Genomic DNA, 23,806 nt, shown 5'->3' with positions numbered 1-23,806 from the left:
TTATATGTACTGCAATTTCAATATAACTACTGACCTAGTGGTGGTGGCAAATTACCAGCGTACTTATAAAGTACCACCTCGTACTCTTTCAGAATTTGCGCTAAAGCCTCTTGCTGACCTAGCGCTAAAGCTTGCGGCGTATTGTCTTTAAGGGCAATTCTCTTGCTATAGCGGTTTTTACCAATTACAGGATTGCGTTTTTGAGGGTCTGTAGCGGTAAGGAAAAACTCAACCGTGACCACAGCCTCTGGACGAACTCGGTAATCGCCATAAAACTCCTCTACAGAAGTCTGCAGGATGTAATACGGAAAGAAGCTATTGCCCTGCCCTACAGTCATGGAGAAGATCTGAGCGTTATTGAGCCACTGACGGGTCGCATTACCCACCATCTCATTGGGTAGCGCAGAATAAATATTGTAGAAATCCTTTTCATAGCGCTGGTCACCCAAGCGATAAACCAAAGACTTACCATCAAAAGGAGGTGCTGTAGAAACTGAACTCGTCTTCAACCAAATATCTGTACGCGGTTTGTAAGGCACGCCTGTACGTTCTGGCGCCACCATCCAGCTAGCAGTGTCCAATGCCGGTCTGTTAGGTAAAGAGCAGGCGCTTAATGCAGTCACAATAAATGCGAAGGCGGCGAGCTTAATGAGGCGTGAGTTTTTCATCATCTGAATTTTCATTGATGTCATTTCTGAACTCCATTCATTGGAGGTGTAATGCGTGCAGGTGGCTCACCCCAAATCACGGTGGATGGTGATTGACTTGCAATACGAGTGAACTCATTGAGCTGTTCGCTTGCCTGACGGATATTTTCCAGGGACGCAGTCGTATCGCCCTGAACGCTGGTAACAGTTTGACGCAGGGAAACCATAGTGGCAGCCAATTCACGCATCAAAATATTGAGCTGATCTTTATCTGTCGCTTTAGCAATTCGATCCAAAAGCTGATTGAGGTCCTTAACCGAGGAAATGAGGCCAGAACTATCCTTACCATCACCCGCCATCAACTTATTCAGATTACCTAAGAGTGCATCAAATTTCTTTTGGGTCCCATCCACATCCAGGCTATTGAGTGCACCAATTAACTTCTGAATACCAGAAATAATTTCATCCGCTTGGTTTGGCATCGACGGTACTACCGGATATTTAGGCGACCACGTATACGCTAAGGGCGGGTACTGGCTTGCACTTGAGTAAAAATCTAACTCAACATAATTAACACCGGTAATACCCATGGACTTAATACGAGCGCGAAGATTATCTTTAAGGTAGGTTTCCAAATGACTCAATTGAACTTTATCGCCAAAGATTTGCATCCTCACTACAACGTATTCACGATGCTCCGGCATCGGTACCTCTTTTTCGTATACATCACCGGATAAAGAAATAGCCGTTACCTGGCCGATCTTGACACCCCGAAAACGCACTGCTGCTCCAGAATCTAGACCAGTGACAGATTGCTTGACATAGGTTTCCACCATGAATGATTTTTTAAAGAACTGCCCTGAACCAAAGATCAAAATAATGGCGAGCAAAACGCCGATTGCCGCCAAGACAAAAACACCCAAGCGGAAATAATTGGGATTGGAGTTATTACTCATGCTGCGTCCTTGCTCATAATGCGATTAAAGAATTGATGCACTCTAGGATCTTTACTGGTATCTCTCAATACCTTAGGGTCGCCCTCAGCAATAATGCCCTTGGCATCTTTGTCTAGCATGATCACTTTATCGGCAATCGAATAAATACTCGCCAACTCATGCGACACAATCACAAAGGTGAAACCCAAATTTTTTGAGAGGTCCAAAATCGTATTATCGAGATCAGCCGATGTAATGGGATCCAAACCTGCCGAAGGCTCATCCAAAAACAAGATCTTCGGATCTAAAGCCATCGCACGGGCAATTGCGGCACGCTTTTGCATGCCGCCACTAATCTCGCTAGGCATGTAAGTTTCGTATGGAAGTAAACCTACAAGGTCGAGCTTACAGCGCGCCAATAGATTCATTTGGTCTCTGTTGAGCTGGGTGTACTCCTCCATAAAGAGCGTCACGTTGTCGAGCAAATTCATAGAACCAAATAAGGCGCCCTGCTGATACATGACCCCAAAGCTCGTCATAATTTTTTGACGCTCTGCACCTTGAGCATTTGTAATATTTTGACCTTCAATCAATACATCTCCAGAGAGCGGTTGATATAGGCCAAACAAATTCTTTAAGAGACTCGATTTGCCACAACCCGATCCACCTAAAATCACAAAGATCTCACCATTCTTGACTGAGAAATTGAGATTCTGCAAGAGTACTTTTGAGCCATAGCCCACAGCCAGGTTTTGAACATCGATCGCGTTATCGATTGCGCCCATCAGAAACCCGTCCTGTAAGAGATGTAGGCAAAGATACCGTCTACCAAGACGATCATGACAATACTACTCACCACTGCCCGGGTTGCAGAGATACCAACAGCGGCGGCACCGGTACCTGTTTGCATGCCACGTAAGCAACCCATCGCGGATATGACTACACCAAATAAAGTAGCCTTCAGAAGACCTGACAGAACATCTTCTACACCTACAGCAGCCAACATACCGTTATAAAAATTAATAAAGGGGATGCCATAAATCTGCATCGTCAGCATGGAGGAAAAAATACTTACGATATCGGCAAATAAGGTCAATATCGGGGCTACCAATATTCCCGCCAATACTCTTGGCACAACCAAAAATCGTATTGGGCTCAAGCCACCTGTGACCAACGCATCTACTTCACTATTCACAGTCATAGTGCCAATCTCTGCAGCGAAGGCGGCCGATGAACGACCAGCGAGCAAAATCGCCGTAATCAGCGGCCCCATCTCACGCACGATACCTAAGGCGGCAAGCGGTCCCACAAAAGAAACGGCGCCAAATTGCTGCATGCCAATGGCAGCCTGGAAGGACAGAATCACTCCAATCAAAAAGGCAACCAAACCCACGATGGGTAATGCCGCAATACCCGCCTCTACCGCGGCATTTACAAAATCACCCCAGCGCACTTGATTGATGTGGCGTATTGACCAAACCAAATCAGCCGATAGGTGGCCCGTAAAAGTTACCAGCCCCCGCGCATCATCCAACAGGTTTTGAACGGCCATTCCAGTACTCACAACCAGGTTTCGTTTTTGCTTTTGCACTGGAGCGGGAAAGAGCTTATTGATGGGATCGAATTCATGCAAGAGCGGTTGATATTTGGGATCTAGACCCTGAATATCAAATTGACCGCCTGCTTTTTTCTGAGCCACTTCAACGTCAATCAAAAATGCAAATGCAGACCCATCAAGAGAACTTACCTTGGAGGCATCGAAAATTAGAGTTTGGGACTTACCACCGCCCAGCTCCAACCAAGCAGCCTGCTTCTGACGAATGTCAGTCCAAATACCCCCCAAAGAGTAGACGTTAACAGCACCACTTAAGGATACCCGAGCATGGTCACGGTCAACTTGGGACCAAACCACTACCGGCGCAACAGCGGGCAAAGAAACAGGGTCTGAAGTGCTCATAAGCAAACTATAAGGTATCCGCATAAAACTACAGTGAAACACCCAAAAAGAAAAATCGGGGCAATCTCTTAACAAGACACGTCATGGAATGCTTAATTCCAACAGAAATTGAACCAATTTATCCCAAACCTCAATTAAATTGGCTGGGCACCATGAAGCACTTGGTCAATTGTGAGTATAGGGTATTGAGTCCATGGTATGGATTTACATGGGAGTATCTCTAGAAAAGAAGGTTGGCCTCAAATAGACATTAGCCCCACTGCACCCCAAAAATAGGGCTTTCGGGTATTGGACGAAACAAAACTACCGTGTAACTCTCCAGACACCAGTGCTTTGCCGAGCCTGTAGTTGGTATGAGCGCGTTTGCACGCAGTAGTAAGTTGTGGCTGAGGCTTTTGAATCACCAATACTTGCAGTTGCCGCTCAATATAAACAGTGGTGGGTTTAGTCTAGACAACCCGTGGTTGAACATACGCCGACCGAACAACATAGGGCTGGTAGTATGGGGTAATAGTTACTTGCCACTACACTGCCCAGAATGGCACCACCATGCCATCCATGCGCAAAAACTGAGCCAGAACTGAGCACGACAAATGCTGCAATATCTTGAATGAGTTTCCTTTTCATTTCAGTTAATTGGGGTCTATTTCTCGCCCTTTTTTCGCAAGCTGATTTAGAAGCAGTTGGAGCTGCTTCAGACTTCGCTTCTTTTTTGCTTTAGCGACTTTGGAGTGCCTGGCTTTGCCTTCTCTAACCCAGCCTAATCTGCAGCAGCTTTTTGTTTATGAGCATCAGCTGCGCTTTGTGCTGTTGGTTGAGCGGACTGAGCAAATGCAGTTAATGCTCATACGGTTGCGATACATTTCATTTGGCACCTTTTTTATGGCTATCGGGTCACATGCCCCCTACCCTAACAACGCCGCCCAAAACTCGATGGTTGACAGAATTATTTATATTTCTAGAAGAGGGTTCCGACTTTCTAAAACGAATCATGAGCTCTAGAGTTCTGTCGTTAATCTACAGCACTTGAGCGGATATGACTTCATCAGTGTTTGATGTTTGTTAAGTAATCCAGTCACCCATTTAAGTGGTTCCTATCTTTTTTAAATCATTTAGAAATCAATATCGCCCCATATCTGGTAGCGCATGCGCTGAACTCAAGCCGAGAAATTAAATTGAGGCCCTTGTAAACAAAATCTATTTAGCGCGCGTTGTATCTACTTTAATTCCTTAAAAGAAAGATAGTGATGCAAACAAAAAAACAGTTGCTCGTGGCACTCAGCGCAGTTAACATTCTCTCCATCGCTGGCGCAGCACAAGCAGTTTCGCTAGACCAACTAAGCCAAATAAGCCAAGAAGCCAATAATTTATACCAGCAAGGTAAAGACATCGCAGATAAAGCCGATGAACATCAAACCAATCGAAAAGGCCAGCAAAACACTTCAACTGCATGCCACAATGAGCATGGTCTTCGTTCGAAAAAGGGCAATGTACATACCCGCATGAAGTTTGTAAACAATAGCGCGAAAGAGGTGAAAATATATTGGCTTAACTACAGCGGTGATCGAGTTTTTTATAAAAGCATTGCGCCACATGCAAAATATGTTCAACCCACTTACAAAACACATCCATGGGTTGTAACGGATCGACACGAAAACTGCATGAGTATTTTTGTTTCCTCATTACCATCGGCAATCGCAGAGATTCGCTAATTAATGTCATAGAAATCTAGGCAAACCTATTTGCCTAGATTGAACGCATTATGTGGATTTATTACAGCACCATTGCTAGAGACTTGGTCAATCATTTTTCAGGTTGACCTCATCGTCAAAGTAAGAATTCTTACTTTGCAACAGCAAGCTTAGATTCAGACACGCCTGCTCGCCCTTCTTGGGCCCCCACTTCTTGCAACTTATTGCGGGCATATAAAAATCCCGCCTTAACCTCCTGCCACACATAAATCAGAGTTCCAGGCTTGGCATCAATTTCTAGCGTGGAAGTGTTTTCCGCTTCAGATGTAATCTTGTGCTTCCCCGGGGTAACCTCTGTATAAAGATAGGTCTGGGCTACGGTATAACCCAGTGGCTCACCATCTACCGCCACATCCATCTTGACGCCAGCGCCGATGATCTCATTTCGATAGATATAGATACCAGCACCTTGAGCGGGAGCCTTAAATGTTTTTAACGTGGCATCCTGCGCAGGATCCCCCATTGGTGCAGAGGCGCAGGCGCCCAAAAGCATAGCCATTGCTGTCGCAGAAAAAAATAATTTGATGTTCATTTAAAACCCACTGTAAATTTAAACCCAATGCGCCGATCAAATCAAACCGAAACACAGGGTAAGAAAAGGCGGCATAACTCTAGAACAAAAATACTACCACCAAGAGGGTGGAGTGGATGCCGCTTAAATGGGTAGTCCCATCTAGCAATGGCGGAAGCCGCTGGTTCTGTGCGAACAGGTTTTGTGGATTACCTCATGAGTAAAACCAAGGCGGCAACCCGATTTCCTGAAAATGATTGATGCGTCAAATGGGCGCAGGATGTTGAAGGCAAAAACATGCGGGAGATCTCTAAACTCGCGCAAATACAAAAAGAGTTGCTTGAATCTAACGCAGAAAATGTGTAATAGTCAATTTGCTAGATCGCAGTGAATTAAAAGGGCAAATTCACAATCTACAGCACAAAAGGTAAGGGCCTCCGAGAGGAGGCCCTTATAGTTGGTGCGGCTGGCAGGAATTGAACCCACGACCCCTTGGTTCGTAGCCAAGTACTCTATCCAGCTGAGCTACAGCCGCAACAGCCATAATTATGCCATGGAAGAGAAAAACTACATCACACCAGCAGGTCACGAGCGCATCAAATGTGAGCTGTTACAGCTCCTGAACCTTGATAGGCCTGAGGTTGTGAGGGTTGTGCACTGGGCCGCCTCCAATGGCGACCGCTCTGAAAATGGGGACTATATCTATGGAAAAAAGCGACTTCGGGAGATAGACCGCCGAATTCGCTTCCTCAATCAACGTCTTGAATTTGCCGTGGTGGTCGATAATCAGGCCCGAAAATCAGGAGATGCGGACGCCGAGCAGGTGTTTTTTGGCGCTTCGGTCACTTATGCCAGTCTGGAAGGTGCTGAAGCTGGCAAAGAAACCACCATCACCATTGTGGGGGTGGATGAAGTCGATTTAGAGGTGGGTCACGTCAGCTGGGTATCCCCCATTGCTAGAGCCTTAATTAAAGCCCGTTTGGGTGATTGCGTCAAAATTCAGACGCCAACAGGCCCCACTGAGATTGAAATACTAGACGTTCAGTACCGGTAAGCCCGGTTTAAAGAAATTTAGCTGACCCGGACGCGGGTCACGCGCATCACATCGTGGTTGGCGCGCAAGCTTCGCATTACCTTAGAGAGGTGTAAGCGATCTGAGACTTGGATTGTGAAGCGGATAGTGACGGCGTCTTCTTTATAACGGTCATCCATCGACACATTCATGATGTTGGAGTCGGCAGCAGTCACACTACTGGCTACCCTTGCTAATACTCCCTTACCCTGGCGCGTATCGATTGCGAGATCGACCTCAAATTCTCGGCTAACCTCTTTGCCCCACTCGACCTCCACCCACTTATCGCTATCCTTAGAGAGCATTCTGAGGGCGATTGAACAGTCGTTGGCATGAACCTGCAGCCCTTCACCCTTGCCGAGATAGCCAATGATGTTGTCACCCGGAATCGGGTGGCAGCAAGCTTGGAAACTAATCGAATTACCTTCGCGACCATCTACCAAAATAGCCTGACGTTGATGGTGGTGGGAGGCTATCTCCTGTAGAGGAGACACCCAATCTCCCGCCCCCAAGCGCATTTGCTCTGAGCCGCCCTCATCATCAATCAAAATCTTCAATCGAATTGCTAGCTCTTGAGCAGATCTACGACCTAAGGCAATGTTGACACAAGCCTCTTCACGGGTTTTATCACCAGTCCAATGCAATAATTTTTCCCAGAGCTCAGGTGTTAACAGTCCAGCATCGACCCCCTGCTGACGCAAGGCATGAGCCAAGAGACGCTCGCCTAGCTGCAGAGACTCGGCATAGTGTTTGGTCTTGAGTGAGTGACGAATAGAGGCGCGAGCCTTACCGGTTCTCACAAATGCCAACCAACCAGGATTGGGTTGGGAGTTGGCCGATGTCACCACCTCAACGATATCGCTATTTTTCAATTCGCTACGTAAGGGCAACTGCATGCCATTAATCTTGACGGCAACACAGGTATTGCCCACATCACTATGAATCGAATACGCAAAGTCTAAGGCGGTAGCGCCGCGCGGCAAAGCTCTAATTTGACCCTTTGGTGTAAAGACATAAACCGCGTCTGGGAACAAATCAATCTTGACGTGCTCTAAGAATTCTTGTGAATCCCCACTGCTATCCTGAATATCAATCAAGGATTGCAGCCATTGATGTGCGCGGTTTTGCACCTCACTCATATCCGGGCCACCATCTTTGTAAGCCCAGTGTGCAGCAACACCCGCTTCAGCAACTGCGTGCATATCACCTGTACGAATCTGAAACTCAACCGGCACACCCGACGGCCCTAAGAGCGTCGTGTGCAAAGACTGATAGCCATTGAGTTTAGGAATCGCAATGTAATCCTTAAACTTGCCAGGCATGGGTTTATAGAGTGCATGCAAAATACCGAGCGCACGATAGCACTCATCAATCGAATGGACGGTTACCCTGAAGGCATAGACATCAAGAATTTGAGAAAAACTCAAATGCTTGTTGCGCATTTTGTTGTAAATACTAAAGAGTGTTTTTTCTCTGCCCTGTAGATCAACGTCGAGATTCACTTTTGCAAAAGCCATACGGGCGTTCTGCAAAATCTTTTCCACCATCTCTTTGCGATTACCACGCGCCCGCTTCACTGCATCTTCGATCACCCTAAAACGCATGGGCATTGAATAGCGGAAACTCAAGTCCTGTAAGTCGCGGTAGATTACATTCAGACCTAAGCGATGGGCAATCGGAGCATAGATCTCAATGGTTTCAGCGGCTACTCTGCGACGCTTTTCCATTGGAACGGCATCAAGCGTGCGCATATTGTGAGTGCGATCAGCGAGCTTGACCAAAATGACTCGGACGTCGCGCGCCATTGCCATAAACATCTTGCGGAAGCTTTCCGCTTGCGCCTCTGCATGACTTTGGAATTCCAACTTATCGAGCTTGGTTAAACCTTCTACAAGCTCCGCCACTTTGCTACCAAACTTACTAACCAGATCAGCTTGAGTGCAGCCAGTATCTTCAATCACATCATGCATTAAAGCTGCCATGATGGAGGACGCATCCAAGCGCCAGGTCGCACAGAGTTCAGCAACGGCTACGGGATGAGTAATGTATGGCTCGCCGCTATGGCGATACTGTCCGAGGTGAGCCGCATCAGCAAAATGGAAGGCCCGCTTGATAAGGGCTACTTCATCAGGCTTGAGATAGCCTAATTTAGAAATGAGGGCATCAATCGAAACAACTTGATGCTTTAAAGGTAATGTTGGCGCAGAGGTAGGGCCAAATAAATGTCGGCTCGACTGGGCCAACAAGGTGGCGATGATAGAAGACTTATCGCTCTTAGCGGTCTCTTTAGGCGAGACCTGACCTTTGGATTCCGAAGTGTTTGGATCGCCTAAGGGGAGCTCCACAACGGAACCCCTGAATTACAAAGGTACTTTGGTCAACATGTCACGATCAGTTACACCAGCAGCAACTTCACGCAACGCAACAACAGTCGCCTTATCTCTGGACTCAACACGTGGGGAGTGACCTTGAACCAATTGACGAGCGCGATAAGTCGCAGCCAATACCAGCTCAAAACGATTTGGGATAGTTTTTAGACAATCTTCTACAGTAATACGGGCCATGCTGAACTCACTTAAAATTAGCTTCAATACCTATAGGATAACTGATTAAACCCCAAGACGCCTTAAAAGCGCAGGGTTTCGAGCCATAATCGGTCCTGAGCGCAGGCGGCTGGCTGCAACCACCTGGCGTAAATCAATTAAAGCCCGCTCAAAATCGTCGTTGATGACAATGAAATCCGCTTCATGGGCATGCTGAAGCTCTAAATGGGCTGCAGCTAACCTTCTCTGAATGGTTGCCTCGTCATCCTGCCCACGTTTACGCAAGCGCTCTTCTAGAGCCTCAAATGATGGTGGGAAGATGAAGATCCACTGCACTTCCGGAATGATTTGGCGAATTTGCTGGGCACCTTGCCAGTCAATTTCTAACATGACATCGCGCCCGGTTTTCATCTGGGTTTCGATCCAAGCTTTGGAAGTGCCGTAAAAATTGCCATGCACTTCTGCATGCTCTAAAAAATTCCCTTGCTCACGCTCCGCAATAAATTCCGCTCTTTTGATAAAACGGTAATCCTTGCCATCCACCTCACCCGGTCTTGGTGAGCGTGTTGTGGTGGAAAGGGAAAGCTTCAGCGCCGCATCTTCTTGCAGGAGCGCATTGACCAAAGAGGATTTACCGGCGCCAGAAGGGGCAACAATCATCAACATACTGCCTTGGTAGGCAGGAGATAAGTTAGCTTTAGGTTTGGGGCTGGCCATAATAATTTGTGTAAGTAACAGTTACTCTAAATTTTGCACTTGCTCACGCATCTGCTCAATCAAGAGCTTAAGCTCTAAGGCAGCTTGTGTACATTCCTCAGAAACGGATTTAGAGCTCAAGGTATTAGCCTCTCTATTTAGCTCCTGCATTAAGAAATCCAAACGCTTTCCTACTGGTCCTTTGCCTGCAAGCGCAGTATCCACTACCTGCAGATGAGTCTTGAGGCGCGCAAACTCTTCCGCTACATCGATACGAACCGCATAGAGCACAACCTCTTGACGAATACGCTCCATTAACTCAGTACCAGATCCACTGCTACCTTTGCCTTGTTCTTGAGCAGCCAATGCTTCTGCCAGGCGCTCAGTCAGCTTCTCTTGATACTGGGCAACATAGACAGGAACCTTAGGTTCAATCACCTTAACAATCTCACGCATCTTGCTGGTGATGTTGGTGAGTACCGTAACCAAGGCTTTACCTTCTGCATGGCGACTCTCCAAGAGGGCGGCTAAAGCAGCTCGGCCCGCTTCTACTGTGGCAGCAATCCAGCCCTCTTCTTCGCCTCTAGGCTCAGAAACAATTCCGGGCCAGCGCAAAATATCAGCGATACGTAATGCTTCAGCAGTCGGAAAGGCGACTTGAGCATGCTCCTGAAGGGTGTAGAGAGCGTCTAGGCGATCTTTGTTTAAGGCGCCTAAGGCATGGGGGTTAGCTTTAGCAGCCCCAGCAGCACCGGAATTCACACGCCAGGCAGCCCGAAACTCGACCTTGCCCCGAGAAAGGCTTTGAGTAGCCATCTCTCGTAAGCCAGGCTCAGCTCCGCGACACTCGTCCGGAAGACGAAAGCCTAAATCCAGAAAGCGGCTATTAACAGCCCGACATTCCACCTGCAGATCAGCTAAAACGCCAGCTCCCAGGGAGACTTGGCGAGAAGCGCTGCCATAACCAGTCATGCTCGATATCATATGGACATTGTAGATCTTTAGGACCACACCCCATGACTCAGCACAACATCACCCGCCCTAGTGGCCGCACCCCCACTGAATTGCGCCCTGTGAGCATCAGCCGCGCCTTTACCAAGCATGCGGAAGGCTCTGTCCTGATTGCCTTTGGTGACACGAAAGTGCTCTGCACGGCCAGCGTTCTGGAAAAAGTGCCGCCGCATAAAAAAGGCTCTGGCGAAGGTTGGGTTACCGCTGAATACGGCATGCTCCCCCGCTCTACTCACACCCGTAGCGATCGTGAAGCGGCTCGCGGCAAACAATCTGGTCGCACACAAGAAATTCAGCGCTTGATCGGTCGCGCGATGCGCAGCGTCTTTGATCTGAAAGTCTTAGGCGAAAGAACCATCCATTTAGATTGCGATGTCTTACAAGCCGATGGCGGAACAAGAACTGCATCGATTACTGGCGCCTATGTAGCGGCACGTGATGCAATTAATACCCTTCTACAAAGTGGAGCGCTCAAGGCCGATCCAATGATTGATAGTGTTGCAGCGATTTCTGTTGGTATCTATCAAGGCATCCCTGTACTCGATTTAGATTACCCGGAAGATTCTTCTTGCGATACCGATATGAATGTCGTCATGACAGGCAAAGGCGGCATGATTGAAGTGCAAGGCACTGCTGAAGGCCCCGCCTTCTCCCGCACCGAATTAAATGCACTGCTAGATTTAGCAGAACAAGGCATTGCAGATTTAACGCAACTACAAAAAGAAGCATTTAAATAAAAGATTAAAGGTAGATGGTGCAAAAACTCGTTCTCGCCTCTAACAATGTCGGTAAGGTTCGGGAGTTTCAGGAACTCTTAGCGCCTTTTCGCTTTCAGGTCATCCCTCAAGGCGAGTTGGGTATTCCGTCAGCAGAAGAGCCGCACCATACTTTTGTTGAGAACGCGCTTGCTAAAGCGCGTCATGCCAGCGCTGCCAGCGGCTTACCCGCACTTGCCGACGACTCTGGAATTTGTGCTCATGCATTAGATGGAGCTCCAGGAGTCTACTCAGCTCGTTACGCAGGTGCCGATGGAGATAGCGCGGCTAACAATCAAAAGCTGATTGCAGCATTACAAGGTAAAGCGGATCGCGGGGCACATTATGTCTGTGCCCTCGTCATGGTCAATAGCACCAATGATCCAGAGCCGCTGATTGTGCAAACTCGCTGGTACGGACAAATCATAGATGAGGCTAAAGGCGATCGTGGATTTGGTTATGACCCCCACTTCTTTCTGCCGGAGCTTGGCAGCACTGCCGCCCAATTAGAACCACCTGAGAAAAATCTCATCAGCCATCGTGGTCAAGCCTTACGCGAACTGATCGCCGAACTTCAAAGCCGTGCTCAATCCACTTAATCCGGTGTTGGCGACTCAGCCAAAACTCACCGCCCTTCCCCCGCTGTCTTTGTACATTCACTTTCCGTGGTGTGAGAAGAAGTGTCCATACTGTGATTTCAACTCGCATCAAATTAAAGATACGAACGAAGGTGGGAAAGTTTCACAAGGGTTTGATGAGGCGCGTTACATCAAAGCGCTTATTGCCGATCTTGAGACAGAATTACCCTGCATCTGGGGTCGTCAAGTACATAGCATCTTTATTGGCGGCGGCACTCCGAGCTTGATGTCAGCTAATGGCATGAATGAGCTCCTCTCAGCGATTCGAGCGCGCGTGAACTTAGAGCCTGATTGTGAAATCACCATGGAAGCTAATCCCGGCTCAGTCGAAGCCGAAAAGTTTGCCGGCTTTGCGAAAGCTGGTATCAATCGAGTCTCTTTAGGTATTCAGAGCTTTCAAGATCACCAACTCAAAGCTCTGGGGCGTATTCATAACGGTGAGGAGGCCAAACGCGCTATTGCGATTGCCTTACAGCACTTTAAATCCGTCAATCTGGATTTGATGTTTGGTTTACCGAATCAAACTTTAGAGGCGGCTAAAGCGGATATTGAAACCGCCCTTTCATTCAAGACTCCACACCTGTCCTTCTACAACCTCACACTAGAGCCCAATACCTATTTTGCAAACTTCCCGCCAAAGCTTCCAAACGAAGATGAGATTGATGCGATCTTTGAGCAGAACTTGGCCCTTCTAGAGGCGGCAGGCTATCGACGCTATGAAGTGTCTGCTTATGCTAAAAAAGATCAGGAGTGCAAACACAATCTCAACTACTGGCGCTTTGGGGATTACATTGGGATTGGCGCAGGTGCTCATGGGAAGATTTCCTTCCCAGACAAAATTACTCGTCAAGTTCGAGAGCGTCACCCAGAAACCTACATGCAGGCAATGGAAAGTAAGGGCAATGCCTTAATTGAAGCAAGAGAGATTCCCGCTAAAGATCTTCCTTTTGAATTCATGCTCAATACATTGCGCCTGACAGATGGTGTTGATACCGTTACCTTTAACGAGCGTACTGGCTTGCCACTGAACGTGGTTTCAAAAGGATTAGATGAAGCCAGCAAAAAAGGTTTATTGGATCCCAATCCCAATAAACTCAAAGCCACCGAACAAGGGTTGCGCTACCTCAATAACCTACAGGCAATGTTTTTGTAAGGCGTAGGAATTTTCCAAGGGGTATAAACCAACATTCCCGAATGAAATCACTGGAATCTGGTAAGTTATTTTTAACGATTCTTGATGGGGCTTTTTTAATTCCTGTATGAATGATAAATGCAATGTGTACGAAAGCGAAAAATTCTAGCCATGATCAATTCAACCGCTGATAAACATAACTACAAAGATCGCTACTGCGCGTTTGTTGATATGCTTGGCTTTAAGAGTTTTGTGAATAGCGATAGTTACACAGAAGTTTATAGCGCCTTGCAAAAATTTAAGGTCGTTGCAAGCGCGCGCCAACCAGTGATATCTGCAACTTGTTTTTCTGATTCGGTAATTCTCTCAATTGACGTCAAAAAAGAGCATGCGCTATATACATTGACGATGCTGCTTTTTTATCTTGCGATCAATCTAGTTAATCACAAGGTTTTATTGCGAGGCGGAGTTACTCGGGGTAAAGTTTTTCACGACAGTGAATATGTTTTCGGTCCCGGCATAAATAAAGCACATACATTAGAGAGCAAAGAAGCGCTTTACCCACGAATTATATTTGACCGGTCCCTGAACGACCGTGAATTTTTATTGGAATCCATGGATGATGCTGAAGAAACTGAGTTTTTGGACGGCCTTATTCCAAAAGATCCAAAAGATCCAAAAGATCCAGAAGATCCAGAAGATCCAGAAGAACCGGAGAATGAATATCGGTATTTAAACTACCTTTCACCAGATTTTTTGCATAGCGAACTTGATGACGGCTACGATGCCACGGGCTACTACAAAAAACTTAGAGATCTTACAAACGAACACAAAGACTCTGGCTGTAAAAATATAGCTGAAAAATATAAATGGTTAGACCGCAAATTGATTATTGTCGACAGGTGAGGCGGACAACGCCTCCTCAATGACTTTTGATACAGAAGACTCTAATTCGACCCAAGTTTTTGCCCCCCCCCCCCGAAAGGTAGAGCTGCCCCTGCTTGCACAAATGACTCGGGAGCTCTCACAGGCGGAGGATATCCAGATATTTTCAAATAGTTATTGCAAGCGCTCTCCGCCCCACGAATTAAATCTCCAATCACATCTGCCATTGCAGTTGGGCCTTATGCGACCGTAGGTTAAGCGCCATCTGAATTGGCAATTGGAGGAGCCTCAAACGGATCTTTGATTGGTTGAGCTGGCGGAGCTTTTTTAGCTTTTGTACCAGGCATCAACTCAAAGTCCGGAGTAAAGGTAGTCATCGTGCTTCGTAATTGATCAAATGCCCTGCGATCACCCTCGAACTTGGCCTTTCCTTCAGCCTGCAGTTTTTCAAAAGTAGTTTGACCGCCCATGACTTTCTCTAAGTCACTGCGATTAACGGTGATGGTCAGATTTGGATTTTTATCCTGGTAACCCTTGATATTGGTCAGCGCAGAATTACTCATCTCAACCACAAACTTCTCGCCGTTGTCAGGAGTGCTCAAGTTAATAGTGAACTTCATGCCGGCAGCTTTTTTACTATCCATGCTGATGGCCAGAGCATTGAGCCAAAGCTCTGTAGTCATTGCTCTGATCATGTCAGGACCATTGGTCTTTGGTGACGCTCCAGAAGGCATGCCGTGACGCAACTCGTAGGCAGCACCCAAGAAGCTGTTACGCACACTAGGACTTTCTTTTTGATAGCCAATTTGCTCAAAAATATCTGCAAGCAAATCTTTAGCAGCAGTATTGTTTGGCTCTGCATAAACTAATTTATTTACGATCTCCATTGCTTCGCGATACTTACCCTGTTTATAAAGTTGCTTGCCTTTGGCCATGATCTTGTCAGAGCCGCCCATCATTTCTACATACAGCGGTGCAGAATCTTTTGGTGATAACGGAATCAAGGTAGCAGGATTAGCATCCCAGTAACCTAAGTAACGATTGATCACTGCACGGCTGTTGTGCTCTTCTGAACCGTGGTAGCTATGTGCAGCCCATTGAGACTTTAAGCTCTCAGGTTGTTTGTAAACGTTATGTACTTCATTGATCGTTACGCCATTATTAGCTAAATGGAGAACCTCATTGTTCAAGTGTGCATAACTATCACGCTGCGTGCGCATCACTTCTTGCACGCGATCATTACCCCAGCGCGGCCAAGAATGGGAAGCAAACATCACCTGCGCTTCATTGCCATAGCGATATAAGGCATTGTTAATATTCTTAGACCATGCCAAAGCATCACGTACTAGAGCACCGCGTAAGGTATAGATGTTGTGGATGGTGCCGGTAATATTTTCAGCAGCCCAGAAAGCCTTCATCTGTGGGAAATAGGTATTCATCTCAGCAGGCGCCTCTGTACCCGGCGTATTTTGGAACTCCATCTCCACACCATCCACAGTCATTTTTTCAAATGGCTCATTGATCAGAATGGTTGGCTCAATTAAACCCAGGTTTCCTGCTGCAGTATTTTTACCAATGGATTGGTCAACATGACCAAATGGGCTGCGCGGTAATAAAACCCCATACTGGAAATACAAGCGGCGCGTCATGGCATTGCCCGCGTATACGTTCTCTGCAACTGCGTGATCCATGAAGCCGGCTGGGGCAATAATCTTCACCTTGCCACTCTTCACATCCGCCTCATCCACTACACCGCGCACACCACCAAAGTGGTCAGCATGAGAATGCGAGTACACCACTGCTACCACTGGGCGCTTGCCTAACTTCTCATTCACCAACTCCAAAGCTGCTCTAGCAGTTTCTTTTGAGGTCAATGGATCAAAAACAATCCACCCGTTATTGGTTTTAACAAAACTAATATTCGATAAGTCAAAGCCGCGAACTTGATAAATTTTTCCGGGGACGACTTCGTACAAGCCATAACCCATATTGAGAATCGCTTGGCGCTGCAAGGATGGATGAACACTATCGAAATCCTTGCCTTGTAATAGGAACTCATAACTACCCATATCCCAGGCTACGTTACCTGCATCAGCCATGATGGTTTTATAAGCGGGCGCAGCAATGAATCCCCTCTTAGACTCTTCAAAGTCACGCTTATCTTCAAACGGCAAGGTTTTGCGCAAACCATTTTGCAATTCAACCGTATAGGTTGATGGCGCCCTCCCTTTTGGGTCAAAGTGCTTTCCTTGCATTGCACCCGGGTCAGCTACTACCCCGCCGCCACCAGCAGCCAAAGCAGAATTTGTCGCAATGAGAGTGATAGAAAAAGCGATTAGATGCAGTTTAGTTTTCATGAAAAGCCTAGAAAATGAGTTGAAATAATACAAATGACGCTTTTACAAATGTAAAGAGGGCTAGATCTTTGGACAATTAGCTCTAAGGCTAATAACTTACTCATGGATAGCTGGCAAAAAGACGATAAAACGCGCCCCACCACCCGGCACATCCTCATAGCGAATCCAGCCACTATGACGAGTAATAATGTGCTGGCAGAGCCATAAACCCAAGCCCATTCCAGCCCGCTTATCACCTCCCGCCAGCAGTTCAAATAGATGGGCCTGAGCTGCTATAGAAATACCCGGGCCGTTATCAGAAAAAATGAGTTCTACGCCCTTGGGAACATTGCGAGTTTCGATTGTGAGAGTACCGGTGCGATTACCGACTCCACTCAAAGCTTGAATGGCGTTATTAACTAAATTGAGGATGACTTGCTGCATTTCACTCTGGTTGACATTCACCCTGCAACCAGATGCAAGAGCAAGAACAACCTGTATGTTGCGTGACTGAATTTCTGGACTAGTAATCTTCAAAACAGATTCAATCAGATCAGCCGCCTCAACTTGCGTAGCTCCAATCTTTCGATCTGAAAAGATGGATCTGAGTGATTTAATAATATTTGCCGCCCTTTGATTATCAGAAAGCAGTGCTGATAAAACCTCTTGATTTTGTTCGGCACTTAAACTACGGTCGGCGAGTTTCTTTTGTAAAAACTGAATATTTAAATATGAAGCACCTAAAGGTTGGTTCAACTCGTGAGCAAGCGAGGCAGATAAAGCTCCAGTAGCTACAGTTTTATTAGCCTTAAGCAGGCTGGAGATCAAGCCCTCCCGCTCAGATAAGAGAGTCTTGATTTCCGCATTCTCAGTCTTGGATTTTGCGTTTGCCAAGGCCACTCTTTCCGCCCAATAAGCCCCGAGAGCAATGTAAGAGAGCGTATTAGTAACTAATTGCCCAACAGTCAACAATATCAACAGTTGCGGAATTTGCTCCATCCTGCTGATAGTAAAACCGCTTGAAGCTAAAACCCTCCAGGCGGCCTAAGGAAAAACATAACTCAACTGCAGTTGCATATTGCATATACATTAACTGCTGAGAAGGCTCTGATCTTCTTTTGCGTCTGAGCATCATAATTTGCCAAGAGAAAAAGATGATCCCTATCGCACACATAAATGTAGTTCGAATCTCATAGCTTCCGTATAGGCGAAGAAACTCGAAAGTCGGCATAAAAATAATGGCGGAAAGTCCAAAGCTATATTGCAAACGCTTGCTAATTGGGCCAATCAGTGATTTGCAAAATAGGAGCTGAAAAATAGCAGCGATATAAAACAGGGAATTCGCAATGGTGAAATTGAATTCAGGATTTTGTACACTCTGAATTACTAAGGTGCCACTACCGAAGATCAATAAGGCAAGAATATTTACTATAAACGAACCCATCCAATATGGATTTGGCCTGAGCTCACTTTGCGAGCGATGATAGTGATAGATTCCCAATATCAGACCCAACTGAATCGTAGCCAGAATAAAGAAATACAGGGCAATCAGAAGCTTCATGCCATCTATCGCACAACGAGGAGCAATGTTCGGGAACTACACCCCCAGTAGGTGAGACATTTACTGTGTGAGGCTAGGCAAGCCGCCGCTCAGAGTTAGATAAAAGAAGTAGATAGCACCAAGGAAAATCAAAGATCCAATCAGGTACTGGGGATATCGAATGCCCTGCTCTGGCATACCGAGCTTTTTCCCATTGACCATCGACTTCACCAGATTTTGCCGCTCCAATACACTCATCAGGATTGCAGCGCAAATATGAAGAATCACGAGTGCCAAAGCTAAGCTAGCAACAGCTTCATGCATCTCAGATGCAAAATTACCGAAGAATTCTTTAACTGTCAGGTAACCAGTAAATCCGATCAAGAGAATTAGGAGCATCAGCGCAAACATCACTAAGCCACCCGCTGGGTTGTGGCCAACATCATGATGGGGATGACCACGCAACATCGCCATGAAATGCCCAATGACCTCCTTAGGGCTTTTGAGGAACTGACTGAATCTTGCGTAGCGAGTACCAATGACACCCCACACCAATCGAATGAGCACAAGCAAGCCTGCGGTATAGCCAAATGCATAGTGAATCATGGCCAAGCGCTCACTCTCTGAAGTGAGCCAAGCACCAGCAAAACAAACTGCCAATAGCCAATGAAAGACTCTCACCGGCATATCCCACACCATAATTAATTGCCTCGGCTTGCCGGTTGCGCCAATCGTGTCGTTTGCAGGTGTATTCATTTTGCAGGGATCCTAATATTATTTTCACTAAAGATACCCTTAGCGGCATCGATATGACATGCTCCACAGTTGGCAGGACTCTTAATCCCCGCCCTCTTCCAGACATCCGGCCTCACCTCATCATGCTTCCGAATAAACCAAGATATTTTGGTGATGCGATTTTCTGGAGCAGTCTCGCTATATTTTTGGCGAGTAGCCGCATTCTTAATTAACCAGTTCGTAATCTCGGCCCGAGTCTGTGCATCCACGCTAGCATCAGTGCCAAAGTGTTTCGAGAGACTAGCCATCAGATTTTTCCAGCTTTGCTCGCTTAATAGCCCTGGCGGATAGGCCATATGGCAACTTGCGCACTCCGCCTCATAAGAAGCCGGTGCATCGGCAGGCATCGGCATCTTGGCGGCAAAGATGGAAGATGTACTGAAACATAAGCAAAGGGAAAGGTAAAACGTGTGGTGGATTTTCATATGTGTTTATTTGACCGTCATTAACCAAGAGAGGACGTCCGCTTTTTCTTGCGCGCTACAGTCCCTACCAAGTACATCATTGCAGTTACGCTTAAACCACTTATCGGCTTTAGCTTCATCAGTCAATCGCACAGGATTGGCACTAGGTGCTAATGGCTTAATTACCTTGCCAGTAACGATATGTTTGGTGTCGTGATTGGGAGGATTTTCATGGCGGGATGCACAACTCCACTCTTTGCCATGCTTGGCATTGAAGAACTACTCTCCACGAGCTGGCGATGCCTGGCCGGATTGAGCCTCATAGGACTTCAGCAAGTCCGATGGCGTTGCCGCTCGAGCAGTAAACGCCAGACTCATGAAGACCATTCCAGAGAAGAACTTCAAAAACATATTTACCCCTTATTAATGATATTGGCCCCACTTATCCAGTATGCGCCTTTGATATGACAGCGCTTTTTGAGAAATAAGCAAAATAGTCAAGTATTTCAAGGGGATTGGGTCGATTTAGACCCGCAATCATTCTGATTACTGATAGGAGTAATACAATCATCACAATTGATAAAAATAGCTTTTACCAATTAGCCCATGAATTTTTTAGAAGGGCTGTGCATTAACCTACTTAAGGACCCAAACTATTATGAAAAAAATCATCATTGCCATCGTTATTGCTGCTATCGCAGTTGGAGCATACCTTTTCCTCACTAAGCCAAAAGCACCTATCGCTGGTGTAGCTGCTCAAGAAGCTGCCCTTATTTATGACGGCGAAGTAACTAAGATTGATGCTGCTACTCGCACTGTTACTTTAAAAAATCAAGATGGCGAAACTTCTATCGTTGCCGGTCCTGAAGTTAACAACTTTGCTGAAATTAAAGTTGGCGACCATTTTGACGTTGTATACGAACTCGCTGTTGCCATTGAGTTAGTTAAAGTAAAAAATCCAGGCACAACTAGCGAGCAAGTTACTACTAGCACGACCACTGCTCCACAAGGCGACAAGCCAGGCATGATCACTACTAACACTGTTACTGCTACTGCCAATGTTGAAGCGATTGATACAGCCAAGAACATCGTTTCTTTAAAAGGCCCACAAGGCAACATCTTCAAAGTTAAAGCTCAGAACCCTGACTTGATGAAAGATATTGCTGTAAACGACCAAGTTAAAGTGGTTTACACAGAAGCAATTGCTGCAGTAGTAAGCGCACCAGCTGCTAAGAAGTAATGCAATAACGCCTTTCTAGCCACTAGAAAGGCAAAACTCCAGCAAGTGATTGAACTGACCCACAAAAGTTGGACAGTTTGATTGGGTTACCAGAAGGGATTGAGTTCGGTATTGCACTGGGCTCAATCCCTTTAGTTTTTGTTTGATTCGATCATGGTTGTAGTAGCGGATATATTCCTTTAGCCCTGCTTTAAAATGGGTCTAAACGACATTACTCCAGTTTTGAGGTCTACCAGCTTATTGGGAGAGGGTCAATTGCTCATTACTAATCCTTGATTACTTAATATCCAATACAACTGGTTCATCAGGAATTTCATTATCCGAATAAGAGGTCTTTGGAAATTGACTGTGTAATAGTTGACTCACCATTTCAATTCCAGACAAAATGCCGGCTCGATATTGATCAAGTGCGAATTTAGATTCAATCTCATGACAAATCACGTCCCAAGCGCCGGTATCTGCTTTTGAATGAATGCCTCTATCAGCAACAATTTCTACTGCGTGATCGGCCAATAGAACATATATGAGCACTCCATTATTGTGCTCCGTGTCCCAAACTTTTTGACTTGCGAAGACCTCAATTGCACGATCGTGAGGGTTTACACCTTTAAATACAGAAGAGACTTCTAGGGCGCCTTCAACAGCAAAGCAGATTTGGCCAGAATGCTTAGCCTCACTATCTTGAATAGCTTGTGTGATTACAGCAAGGTCTTGCTTCGAAAAGAATTTTTCCACCTTGCGACCATGGGACCAGAGATGCTTAATTAGTCGATCCATAACCATATTCACCATCTCCCCGAAGATCCGCCACCGCCAAAACCACCTCCACCTCCGCTAAATCCACCACCACCGCTTCGCCCCCCACTGCTATAGCCACCAAAACCATGTCTACCCAATCCTATTCCAGATAGGGCCACCACTAGCGCCACAACACCGGCGATTAAAGCCATAGAAATGGCGCCAAACATAAACCATGTAATCAGAGCCACAAATCCCCCAGTAACTAGGGAGCCGGGCAATCTCCCCATCATTGATCGCAATATCCCCCCAAGCACTAAAGCCGCAATGAAGATGATTGGCAAAAACGAGCGTATATCCCCTGGCTCACGTATATCGGAGTTATTTGGGGTTGGTGCTGGTAGCGCCTCACCATCAACCACTCCAATAACAGCATTCACCCCTTCGCTAATGCCACCATAGAAATCCTGTTGTTTAAATCGGGGCACAATAATTTGATCGATAATTCTCTTGCTAGTCGCATCAGTCAAAACACCCTCAAGCCCATAACCCACCTCAATCCGAAGAGCTCGATCTGCTTTAGCAATAATGAGAATCGCTCCATCGTCCACTTTCTTTCTGCCAATCTTCCATTTCTCAGCAACCCGAATTGCGTATTGCTCAATCGCTTCAGGAGCAGTAGATGTCACCATCAAGACCACAATTTGACTACCCTTGCGAGCCTCAAAACTACTTAAGGATTGATCTAGCGAACTAATCTGGCTAGGCGTTAAAGTGCCCGTTTGATCAATTACCCGCCCTGACAAGGCTGGTACTGCTTGCTGGGCTAAGGAAAATGAAGTCCAACAAAGCAGCCCCAAAAGCGACAGCAACGCCAGGAGGCTTTTAGACATTAGAAAGATCCAATTCAAAGGACATGTGCTAATTATTTGGCTGCAGGCGCATCAAATGAAACGCTAGGAGGGCTTGCCAATTCCTTTTCATTCTCAACAGTAAAATTGGCCTTAGCTTTATAACCAAAGGCTAATGCAGTTAAATTCGATGGAAACGAGCGGATAGTCACGTTGTACTCTTGTACGGATTTAATGTAGCGATTGCGTGCCACCGTGATACGATTTTCAGTTCCCTCTAGCTGCGCCTGCAAATCCCTAAACCCTTGATTTGCTCGTAAGCTAGGGTAGTTCTCCGAAACTAACAGCAGTCTAGATAAGGCCGAAGTTAGCTGCCCTTGTGCCTGCTGGAATTTTTGGAAAGCCTCTGGGTTATTCACTAAATCAGGCGTAGCCTGAATTGAGGTTGCCTTAGATCTGGCCTCCACCACCTTAGTTAAGGTATCTTGTTCAAACTTAGCCTCACCCTTAACCGTGCTCACTAGATTTGGAATAAGATCGGCCCTACGCTGATACTGATTTAACACCTCAGACCAACTAGAGGTAACTTGCTCATCTTGAGACTGAATTTGGTTATATCCGCAACCTGAGAGCAATACTACCGCCAGTGCCAGCAGACCAATGAGATATTTACGCATTTGATACCCCTTCATTTAATTAATATATTGAACCGCCCCGACTTTCATGGAGGCCATTTGGTTTAAGTAAGGTCGATATTCTGACCCATCTTGCTTTGCTGCTGTTGGCACTGCTTTTGCTGCTGGTAATAGTATGCTTCATATTCTGCTGGAGGAACATATCCAATGGGCTCTAAGCGTCTTTGGTTGTTAAACCAAGAGACCCATTCCAAGGTAGCTAGCTCCACTGATTCTCTGGTTTTCCAAGGCCCACGGCGATGGATGACTTCTGCCTTGTATAGGCCATTGATGGTTTCAGCTAAGGCGTTGTCATAGCTGTCACCCTTGCTGCCCACCGAAGGCGCAATGCCAGCCAAGGCCAACCGTTCCGTATGGCAAATAGAGACATATTGCGATCCTCTATCGCTGTGATGGATCAGACTGCCATCCTTATCTGGCTGCCTTGCATGCAGCGCCTGTTCTAGTGCATCAAGAACAAAATCGCTGGCCATGGATCTACTCACCCGCCAACCAACAATGTATCTGGCATAAACATCAATCACAAAAGCCACATAGAGCCAGCCCTGCCAGGTCGAGACGTAGGTAAAGTCCGACACCCAAAGCTGATTGGGGCGATCGGCTTTGAACTGACGCTTGACTAAATCCGATGGACGATCAGCCAACTCATCAGGAACGGTGGTGCGCACCTTCTT

General features: G+C 46.4%; 26 protein-coding genes, 1 tRNA gene and 2 pseudogenes. 7 read left to right on the top strand and 22 right to left on the bottom strand.

The window, feature by feature from the left end:
- Positions 1–26: 26 nt before the first annotated feature.
- The 4 genes from ACIQZ3_RS05870 to ACIQZ3_RS05855 are packed head-to-tail and all read right to left on the bottom strand — an operon-like array spanning position 27 to position 3,539.
- Complete coding sequence (locus ACIQZ3_RS05870) at positions 27–692, bottom strand: membrane integrity-associated transporter subunit PqiC (RefSeq protein ID WP_397391234.1); 666 nt, start codon at positions 690–692, stop codon at positions 27–29.
- Positions 689–1,603: an MlaD family protein gene (locus ACIQZ3_RS05865; protein ID WP_397391232.1), complete on the bottom strand. Its 915-nt coding sequence runs from the start codon at positions 1,601–1,603 to the stop codon at positions 689–691. Before ACIQZ3_RS05865 ends, ACIQZ3_RS05870 begins: the two co-directional genes overlap by 4 nt.
- Positions 1,600–2,367, bottom strand: coding sequence for an ABC transporter ATP-binding protein (locus ACIQZ3_RS05860; protein ID WP_397391230.1), 768 nt, complete (start codon positions 2,365–2,367; stop codon positions 1,600–1,602). Before ACIQZ3_RS05860 ends, ACIQZ3_RS05865 begins: the two co-directional genes overlap by 4 nt.
- Positions 2,367–3,539, bottom strand: a complete 1,173-nt coding sequence (locus tag ACIQZ3_RS05855; protein ID WP_397391228.1) for an MlaE family ABC transporter permease — start codon at positions 3,537–3,539, stop codon at positions 2,367–2,369. The genes ACIQZ3_RS05860 and ACIQZ3_RS05855 overlap by 1 nt, the downstream gene beginning before the upstream one ends.
- A gap of 1,247 nt (positions 3,540–4,786) precedes the next feature.
- On the opposite strand from ACIQZ3_RS05855, the gene ACIQZ3_RS05850 reads away from it, so the two are divergent.
- Positions 4,787–5,251, top strand: coding sequence for a hypothetical protein (locus ACIQZ3_RS05850; RefSeq protein ID WP_397391226.1), 465 nt, complete (start codon positions 4,787–4,789; stop codon positions 5,249–5,251).
- Positions 5,252–5,381: 130 nt separating this feature from the next.
- On the opposite strand, the gene ACIQZ3_RS05845 is transcribed toward ACIQZ3_RS05850, so the two are convergent.
- Together ACIQZ3_RS05845 and ACIQZ3_RS05840 are read right to left on the bottom strand one after the other, a co-directional pair.
- Positions 5,382–5,822, bottom strand: a complete 441-nt coding sequence (locus ACIQZ3_RS05845) for a DUF2846 domain-containing protein (protein ID WP_397391224.1) — start codon at positions 5,820–5,822, stop codon at positions 5,382–5,384.
- 437 nt (positions 5,823–6,259) lie between these two features.
- Positions 6,260–6,336: transfer RNA gene (locus ACIQZ3_RS05840), tRNA-Arg, on the bottom strand.
- 18 nt (positions 6,337–6,354) lie between these two features.
- Between ACIQZ3_RS05840 and greB the strand changes: the two genes are divergently transcribed.
- The gene (greB, locus tag ACIQZ3_RS05835; RefSeq protein WP_397391222.1) at positions 6,355–6,855 is read left to right on the top strand and encodes a transcription elongation factor GreB; all 501 of its coding nucleotides are present in this window, start codon (positions 6,355–6,357) and stop codon (positions 6,853–6,855) included.
- A 17-nt stretch (positions 6,856–6,872) separates the two neighbouring features.
- Here greB and ACIQZ3_RS05830 read toward each other — a convergent pair whose 3' ends face one another.
- The 4 genes from ACIQZ3_RS05830 to ACIQZ3_RS05815 are packed head-to-tail and all read right to left on the bottom strand — an operon-like array spanning position 6,873 to position 11,096.
- A complete protein-coding gene (locus ACIQZ3_RS05830) occupies positions 6,873–9,218 on the bottom strand; it encodes a RelA/SpoT family protein (RefSeq protein ID WP_397391220.1) in 2,346 nt (781 codons plus the stop codon).
- 15 nt (positions 9,219–9,233) lie between these two features.
- A complete protein-coding gene (rpoZ, locus tag ACIQZ3_RS05825; RefSeq protein WP_011902918.1) occupies positions 9,234–9,437 on the bottom strand; it encodes a DNA-directed RNA polymerase subunit omega in 204 nt (67 codons plus the stop codon).
- A gap of 45 nt (positions 9,438–9,482) precedes the next feature.
- A complete protein-coding gene (gene gmk, locus ACIQZ3_RS05820) occupies positions 9,483–10,133 on the bottom strand; it encodes a guanylate kinase (RefSeq protein ID WP_397391218.1) in 651 nt (216 codons plus the stop codon).
- A 21-nt stretch (positions 10,134–10,154) separates the two neighbouring features.
- A complete protein-coding gene (locus ACIQZ3_RS05815) occupies positions 10,155–11,096 on the bottom strand; it encodes a YicC/YloC family endoribonuclease (protein ID WP_397391216.1) in 942 nt (313 codons plus the stop codon).
- A 32-nt stretch (positions 11,097–11,128) separates the two neighbouring features.
- On the opposite strand from ACIQZ3_RS05815, the gene rph reads away from it, so the two are divergent.
- The 4 genes from rph (at position 11,129) to ACIQZ3_RS05795 (ending at position 14,554) form a co-directional block, all read left to right on the top strand.
- Positions 11,129–11,860: a ribonuclease PH gene (gene rph, locus ACIQZ3_RS05810; RefSeq protein ID WP_397391214.1), complete on the top strand. Its 732-nt coding sequence runs from the start codon at positions 11,129–11,131 to the stop codon at positions 11,858–11,860.
- A gap of 17 nt (positions 11,861–11,877) precedes the next feature.
- A complete protein-coding gene (gene rdgB, locus ACIQZ3_RS05805) occupies positions 11,878–12,477 on the top strand; it encodes an RdgB/HAM1 family non-canonical purine NTP pyrophosphatase (protein ID WP_397391212.1) in 600 nt (199 codons plus the stop codon).
- Positions 12,461–13,669, top strand: a complete 1,209-nt coding sequence (gene hemW / locus ACIQZ3_RS05800; protein ID WP_397391210.1) for a radical SAM family heme chaperone HemW — start codon at positions 12,461–12,463, stop codon at positions 13,667–13,669. Before rdgB ends, hemW begins: the two co-directional genes overlap by 17 nt.
- Positions 13,670–13,819: 150 nt before the next feature.
- A complete protein-coding gene (locus ACIQZ3_RS05795; RefSeq protein WP_397391208.1) occupies positions 13,820–14,554 on the top strand; it encodes a hypothetical protein in 735 nt (244 codons plus the stop codon).
- A 233-nt stretch (positions 14,555–14,787) separates the two neighbouring features.
- Here ACIQZ3_RS05795 and ACIQZ3_RS05790 read toward each other — a convergent pair whose 3' ends face one another.
- The 7 genes and pseudogenes from ACIQZ3_RS05790 to ACIQZ3_RS05760 form a co-directional block, all read right to left on the bottom strand.
- Positions 14,788–16,890 (bottom strand): alkyl/aryl-sulfatase, encoded by a 2,103-nt coding sequence (locus tag ACIQZ3_RS05790; protein WP_397391206.1) that lies wholly within the window; start codon positions 16,888–16,890, stop codon positions 14,788–14,790.
- A 96-nt stretch (positions 16,891–16,986) separates the two neighbouring features.
- Positions 16,987–17,763, bottom strand: a complete 777-nt coding sequence (locus ACIQZ3_RS05785) for a sensor histidine kinase (RefSeq protein ID WP_397391204.1) — start codon at positions 17,761–17,763, stop codon at positions 16,987–16,989.
- 49 nt (positions 17,764–17,812) lie between these two features.
- On the bottom strand, positions 17,813–18,430 hold the full coding sequence (locus ACIQZ3_RS05780; protein ID WP_397391202.1) for a hypothetical protein: 618 nt from the start codon (positions 18,428–18,430) through the stop codon (positions 17,813–17,815).
- Positions 18,431–18,490: 60 nt separating this feature from the next.
- On the bottom strand, positions 18,491–19,165 hold the full coding sequence (locus ACIQZ3_RS05775) for a cytochrome b/b6 domain-containing protein (RefSeq protein ID WP_397391200.1): 675 nt from the start codon (positions 19,163–19,165) through the stop codon (positions 18,491–18,493).
- Entirely contained in the window at positions 19,162–19,629 is a 468-nt protein-coding gene (locus tag ACIQZ3_RS05770; protein WP_397391198.1) for a diheme cytochrome c, read from the bottom strand. Before ACIQZ3_RS05770 ends, ACIQZ3_RS05775 begins: the two co-directional genes overlap by 4 nt.
- A gap of 6 nt (positions 19,630–19,635) precedes the next feature.
- Positions 19,636–19,869, bottom strand: a pseudogene (locus ACIQZ3_RS05765) (DUF1924 domain-containing protein); the annotation flags it as partial.
- A gap of 18 nt (positions 19,870–19,887) precedes the next feature.
- Positions 19,888–20,019, bottom strand: a complete 132-nt coding sequence (locus ACIQZ3_RS05760; protein ID WP_397391196.1) for a hypothetical protein — start codon at positions 20,017–20,019, stop codon at positions 19,888–19,890.
- Positions 20,020–20,266: 247 nt separating this feature from the next.
- Here ACIQZ3_RS05760 and ACIQZ3_RS05755 point away from each other — a divergent pair, with 247 nt between their 5' ends.
- Positions 20,267–20,848: a hypothetical protein gene (locus ACIQZ3_RS05755; protein WP_397391194.1), complete on the top strand. Its 582-nt coding sequence runs from the start codon at positions 20,267–20,269 to the stop codon at positions 20,846–20,848.
- Between the two features lie 93 nt (positions 20,849–20,941).
- Here the strand turns inward: ACIQZ3_RS05755 and ACIQZ3_RS05750 are convergent.
- From ACIQZ3_RS05750 to ACIQZ3_RS05730, 5 genes and pseudogenes are all read right to left on the bottom strand, one after another.
- A pseudogene (locus ACIQZ3_RS05750) lies at positions 20,942–21,037 on the bottom strand (IS3 family transposase); the annotation flags it as partial.
- A gap of 87 nt (positions 21,038–21,124) precedes the next feature.
- Complete coding sequence (locus ACIQZ3_RS05745; protein WP_397391192.1) at positions 21,125–21,625, bottom strand: TPM domain-containing protein; 501 nt, start codon at positions 21,623–21,625, stop codon at positions 21,125–21,127.
- 8 nt (positions 21,626–21,633) lie between these two features.
- Complete coding sequence (locus ACIQZ3_RS05740; protein ID WP_397391190.1) at positions 21,634–22,479, bottom strand: TPM domain-containing protein; 846 nt, start codon at positions 22,477–22,479, stop codon at positions 21,634–21,636.
- Between the two features lie 32 nt (positions 22,480–22,511).
- Positions 22,512–23,114 carry a LemA family protein gene (locus ACIQZ3_RS05735; protein WP_397391188.1) on the bottom strand — a complete coding sequence of 201 codons (603 nt, stop codon included), beginning with the start codon at positions 23,112–23,114 and terminating at the stop codon, positions 22,512–22,514.
- A 62-nt stretch (positions 23,115–23,176) separates the two neighbouring features.
- The coding region (locus ACIQZ3_RS05730; protein ID WP_397391186.1) for an IS3 family transposase at positions 23,177–23,806 on the bottom strand (630 nt) is incomplete at its 5' end.

The organism is Polynucleobacter sp., from assembly GCF_044342855.1.
GTDB lineage: Bacteria > Pseudomonadota > Gammaproteobacteria > Burkholderiales > Burkholderiaceae > Polynucleobacter.
This window is presented reverse-complemented; position numbering and strand designations above follow the sequence as displayed.

Bases quoted from the DNA above. Each gene is read 5' to 3' on its own strand.
- ACIQZ3_RS05870 (WP_397391234.1), bottom strand. From the start codon at position 692: ATGACATCAATGAAAATTCAGATGATGAAAAACTCACGCCTCATTAAG.
- ACIQZ3_RS05865 (WP_397391232.1), bottom strand. From the start codon at position 1,603: ATGAGTAATAACTCCAATCCCAATTATTTCCGCTTGGGTGTTTTTGTC.
- ACIQZ3_RS05860 (WP_397391230.1), bottom strand. From the start codon at position 2,367: ATGGGCGCAATCGATAACGCGATCGATGTTCAAAACCTGGCTGTGGGC.
- ACIQZ3_RS05855 (WP_397391228.1), bottom strand. From the start codon at position 3,539: ATGAGCACTTCAGACCCTGTTTCTTTGCCCGCTGTTGCGCCGGTAGTG.
- ACIQZ3_RS05850 (WP_397391226.1), top strand. From the start codon at position 4,787: ATGCAAACAAAAAAACAGTTGCTCGTGGCACTCAGCGCAGTTAACATT.
- ACIQZ3_RS05845 (WP_397391224.1), bottom strand. From the start codon at position 5,822: ATGAACATCAAATTATTTTTTTCTGCGACAGCAATGGCTATGCTTTTG.
- greB (WP_397391222.1), top strand. From the start codon at position 6,355: ATGGAAGAGAAAAACTACATCACACCAGCAGGTCACGAGCGCATCAAA.
- rpoZ (WP_011902918.1), bottom strand. From the start codon at position 9,437: ATGGCCCGTATTACTGTAGAAGATTGTCTAAAAACTATCCCAAATCGT.
- gmk (WP_397391218.1), bottom strand. From the start codon at position 10,133: ATGGCCAGCCCCAAACCTAAAGCTAACTTATCTCCTGCCTACCAAGGC.
- ACIQZ3_RS05815 (WP_397391216.1), bottom strand. From the start codon at position 11,096: ATGATATCGAGCATGACTGGTTATGGCAGCGCTTCTCGCCAAGTCTCC.
- rph (WP_397391214.1), top strand. From the start codon at position 11,129: ATGACTCAGCACAACATCACCCGCCCTAGTGGCCGCACCCCCACTGAA.
- ACIQZ3_RS05795 (WP_397391208.1), top strand. From the start codon at position 13,820: ATGATCAATTCAACCGCTGATAAACATAACTACAAAGATCGCTACTGC.
- ACIQZ3_RS05790 (WP_397391206.1), bottom strand. From the start codon at position 16,890: ATGAAAACTAAACTGCATCTAATCGCTTTTTCTATCACTCTCATTGCG.
- ACIQZ3_RS05780 (WP_397391202.1), bottom strand. From the start codon at position 18,430: ATGAAGCTTCTGATTGCCCTGTATTTCTTTATTCTGGCTACGATTCAG.
- ACIQZ3_RS05775 (WP_397391200.1), bottom strand. From the start codon at position 19,165: ATGAATACACCTGCAAACGACACGATTGGCGCAACCGGCAAGCCGAGG.
- ACIQZ3_RS05770 (WP_397391198.1), bottom strand. From the start codon at position 19,629: ATGAAAATCCACCACACGTTTTACCTTTCCCTTTGCTTATGTTTCAGT.
- ACIQZ3_RS05760 (WP_397391196.1), bottom strand. From the start codon at position 20,019: ATGTTTTTGAAGTTCTTCTCTGGAATGGTCTTCATGAGTCTGGCGTTT.
- ACIQZ3_RS05755 (WP_397391194.1), top strand. From the start codon at position 20,267: ATGAAAAAAATCATCATTGCCATCGTTATTGCTGCTATCGCAGTTGGA.
- ACIQZ3_RS05745 (WP_397391192.1), bottom strand. From the start codon at position 21,625: ATGGATCGACTAATTAAGCATCTCTGGTCCCATGGTCGCAAGGTGGAA.
- ACIQZ3_RS05740 (WP_397391190.1), bottom strand. From the start codon at position 22,479: ATGTCTAAAAGCCTCCTGGCGTTGCTGTCGCTTTTGGGGCTGCTTTGT.
- ACIQZ3_RS05735 (WP_397391188.1), bottom strand. From the start codon at position 23,114: ATGCGTAAATATCTCATTGGTCTGCTGGCACTGGCGGTAGTATTGCTC.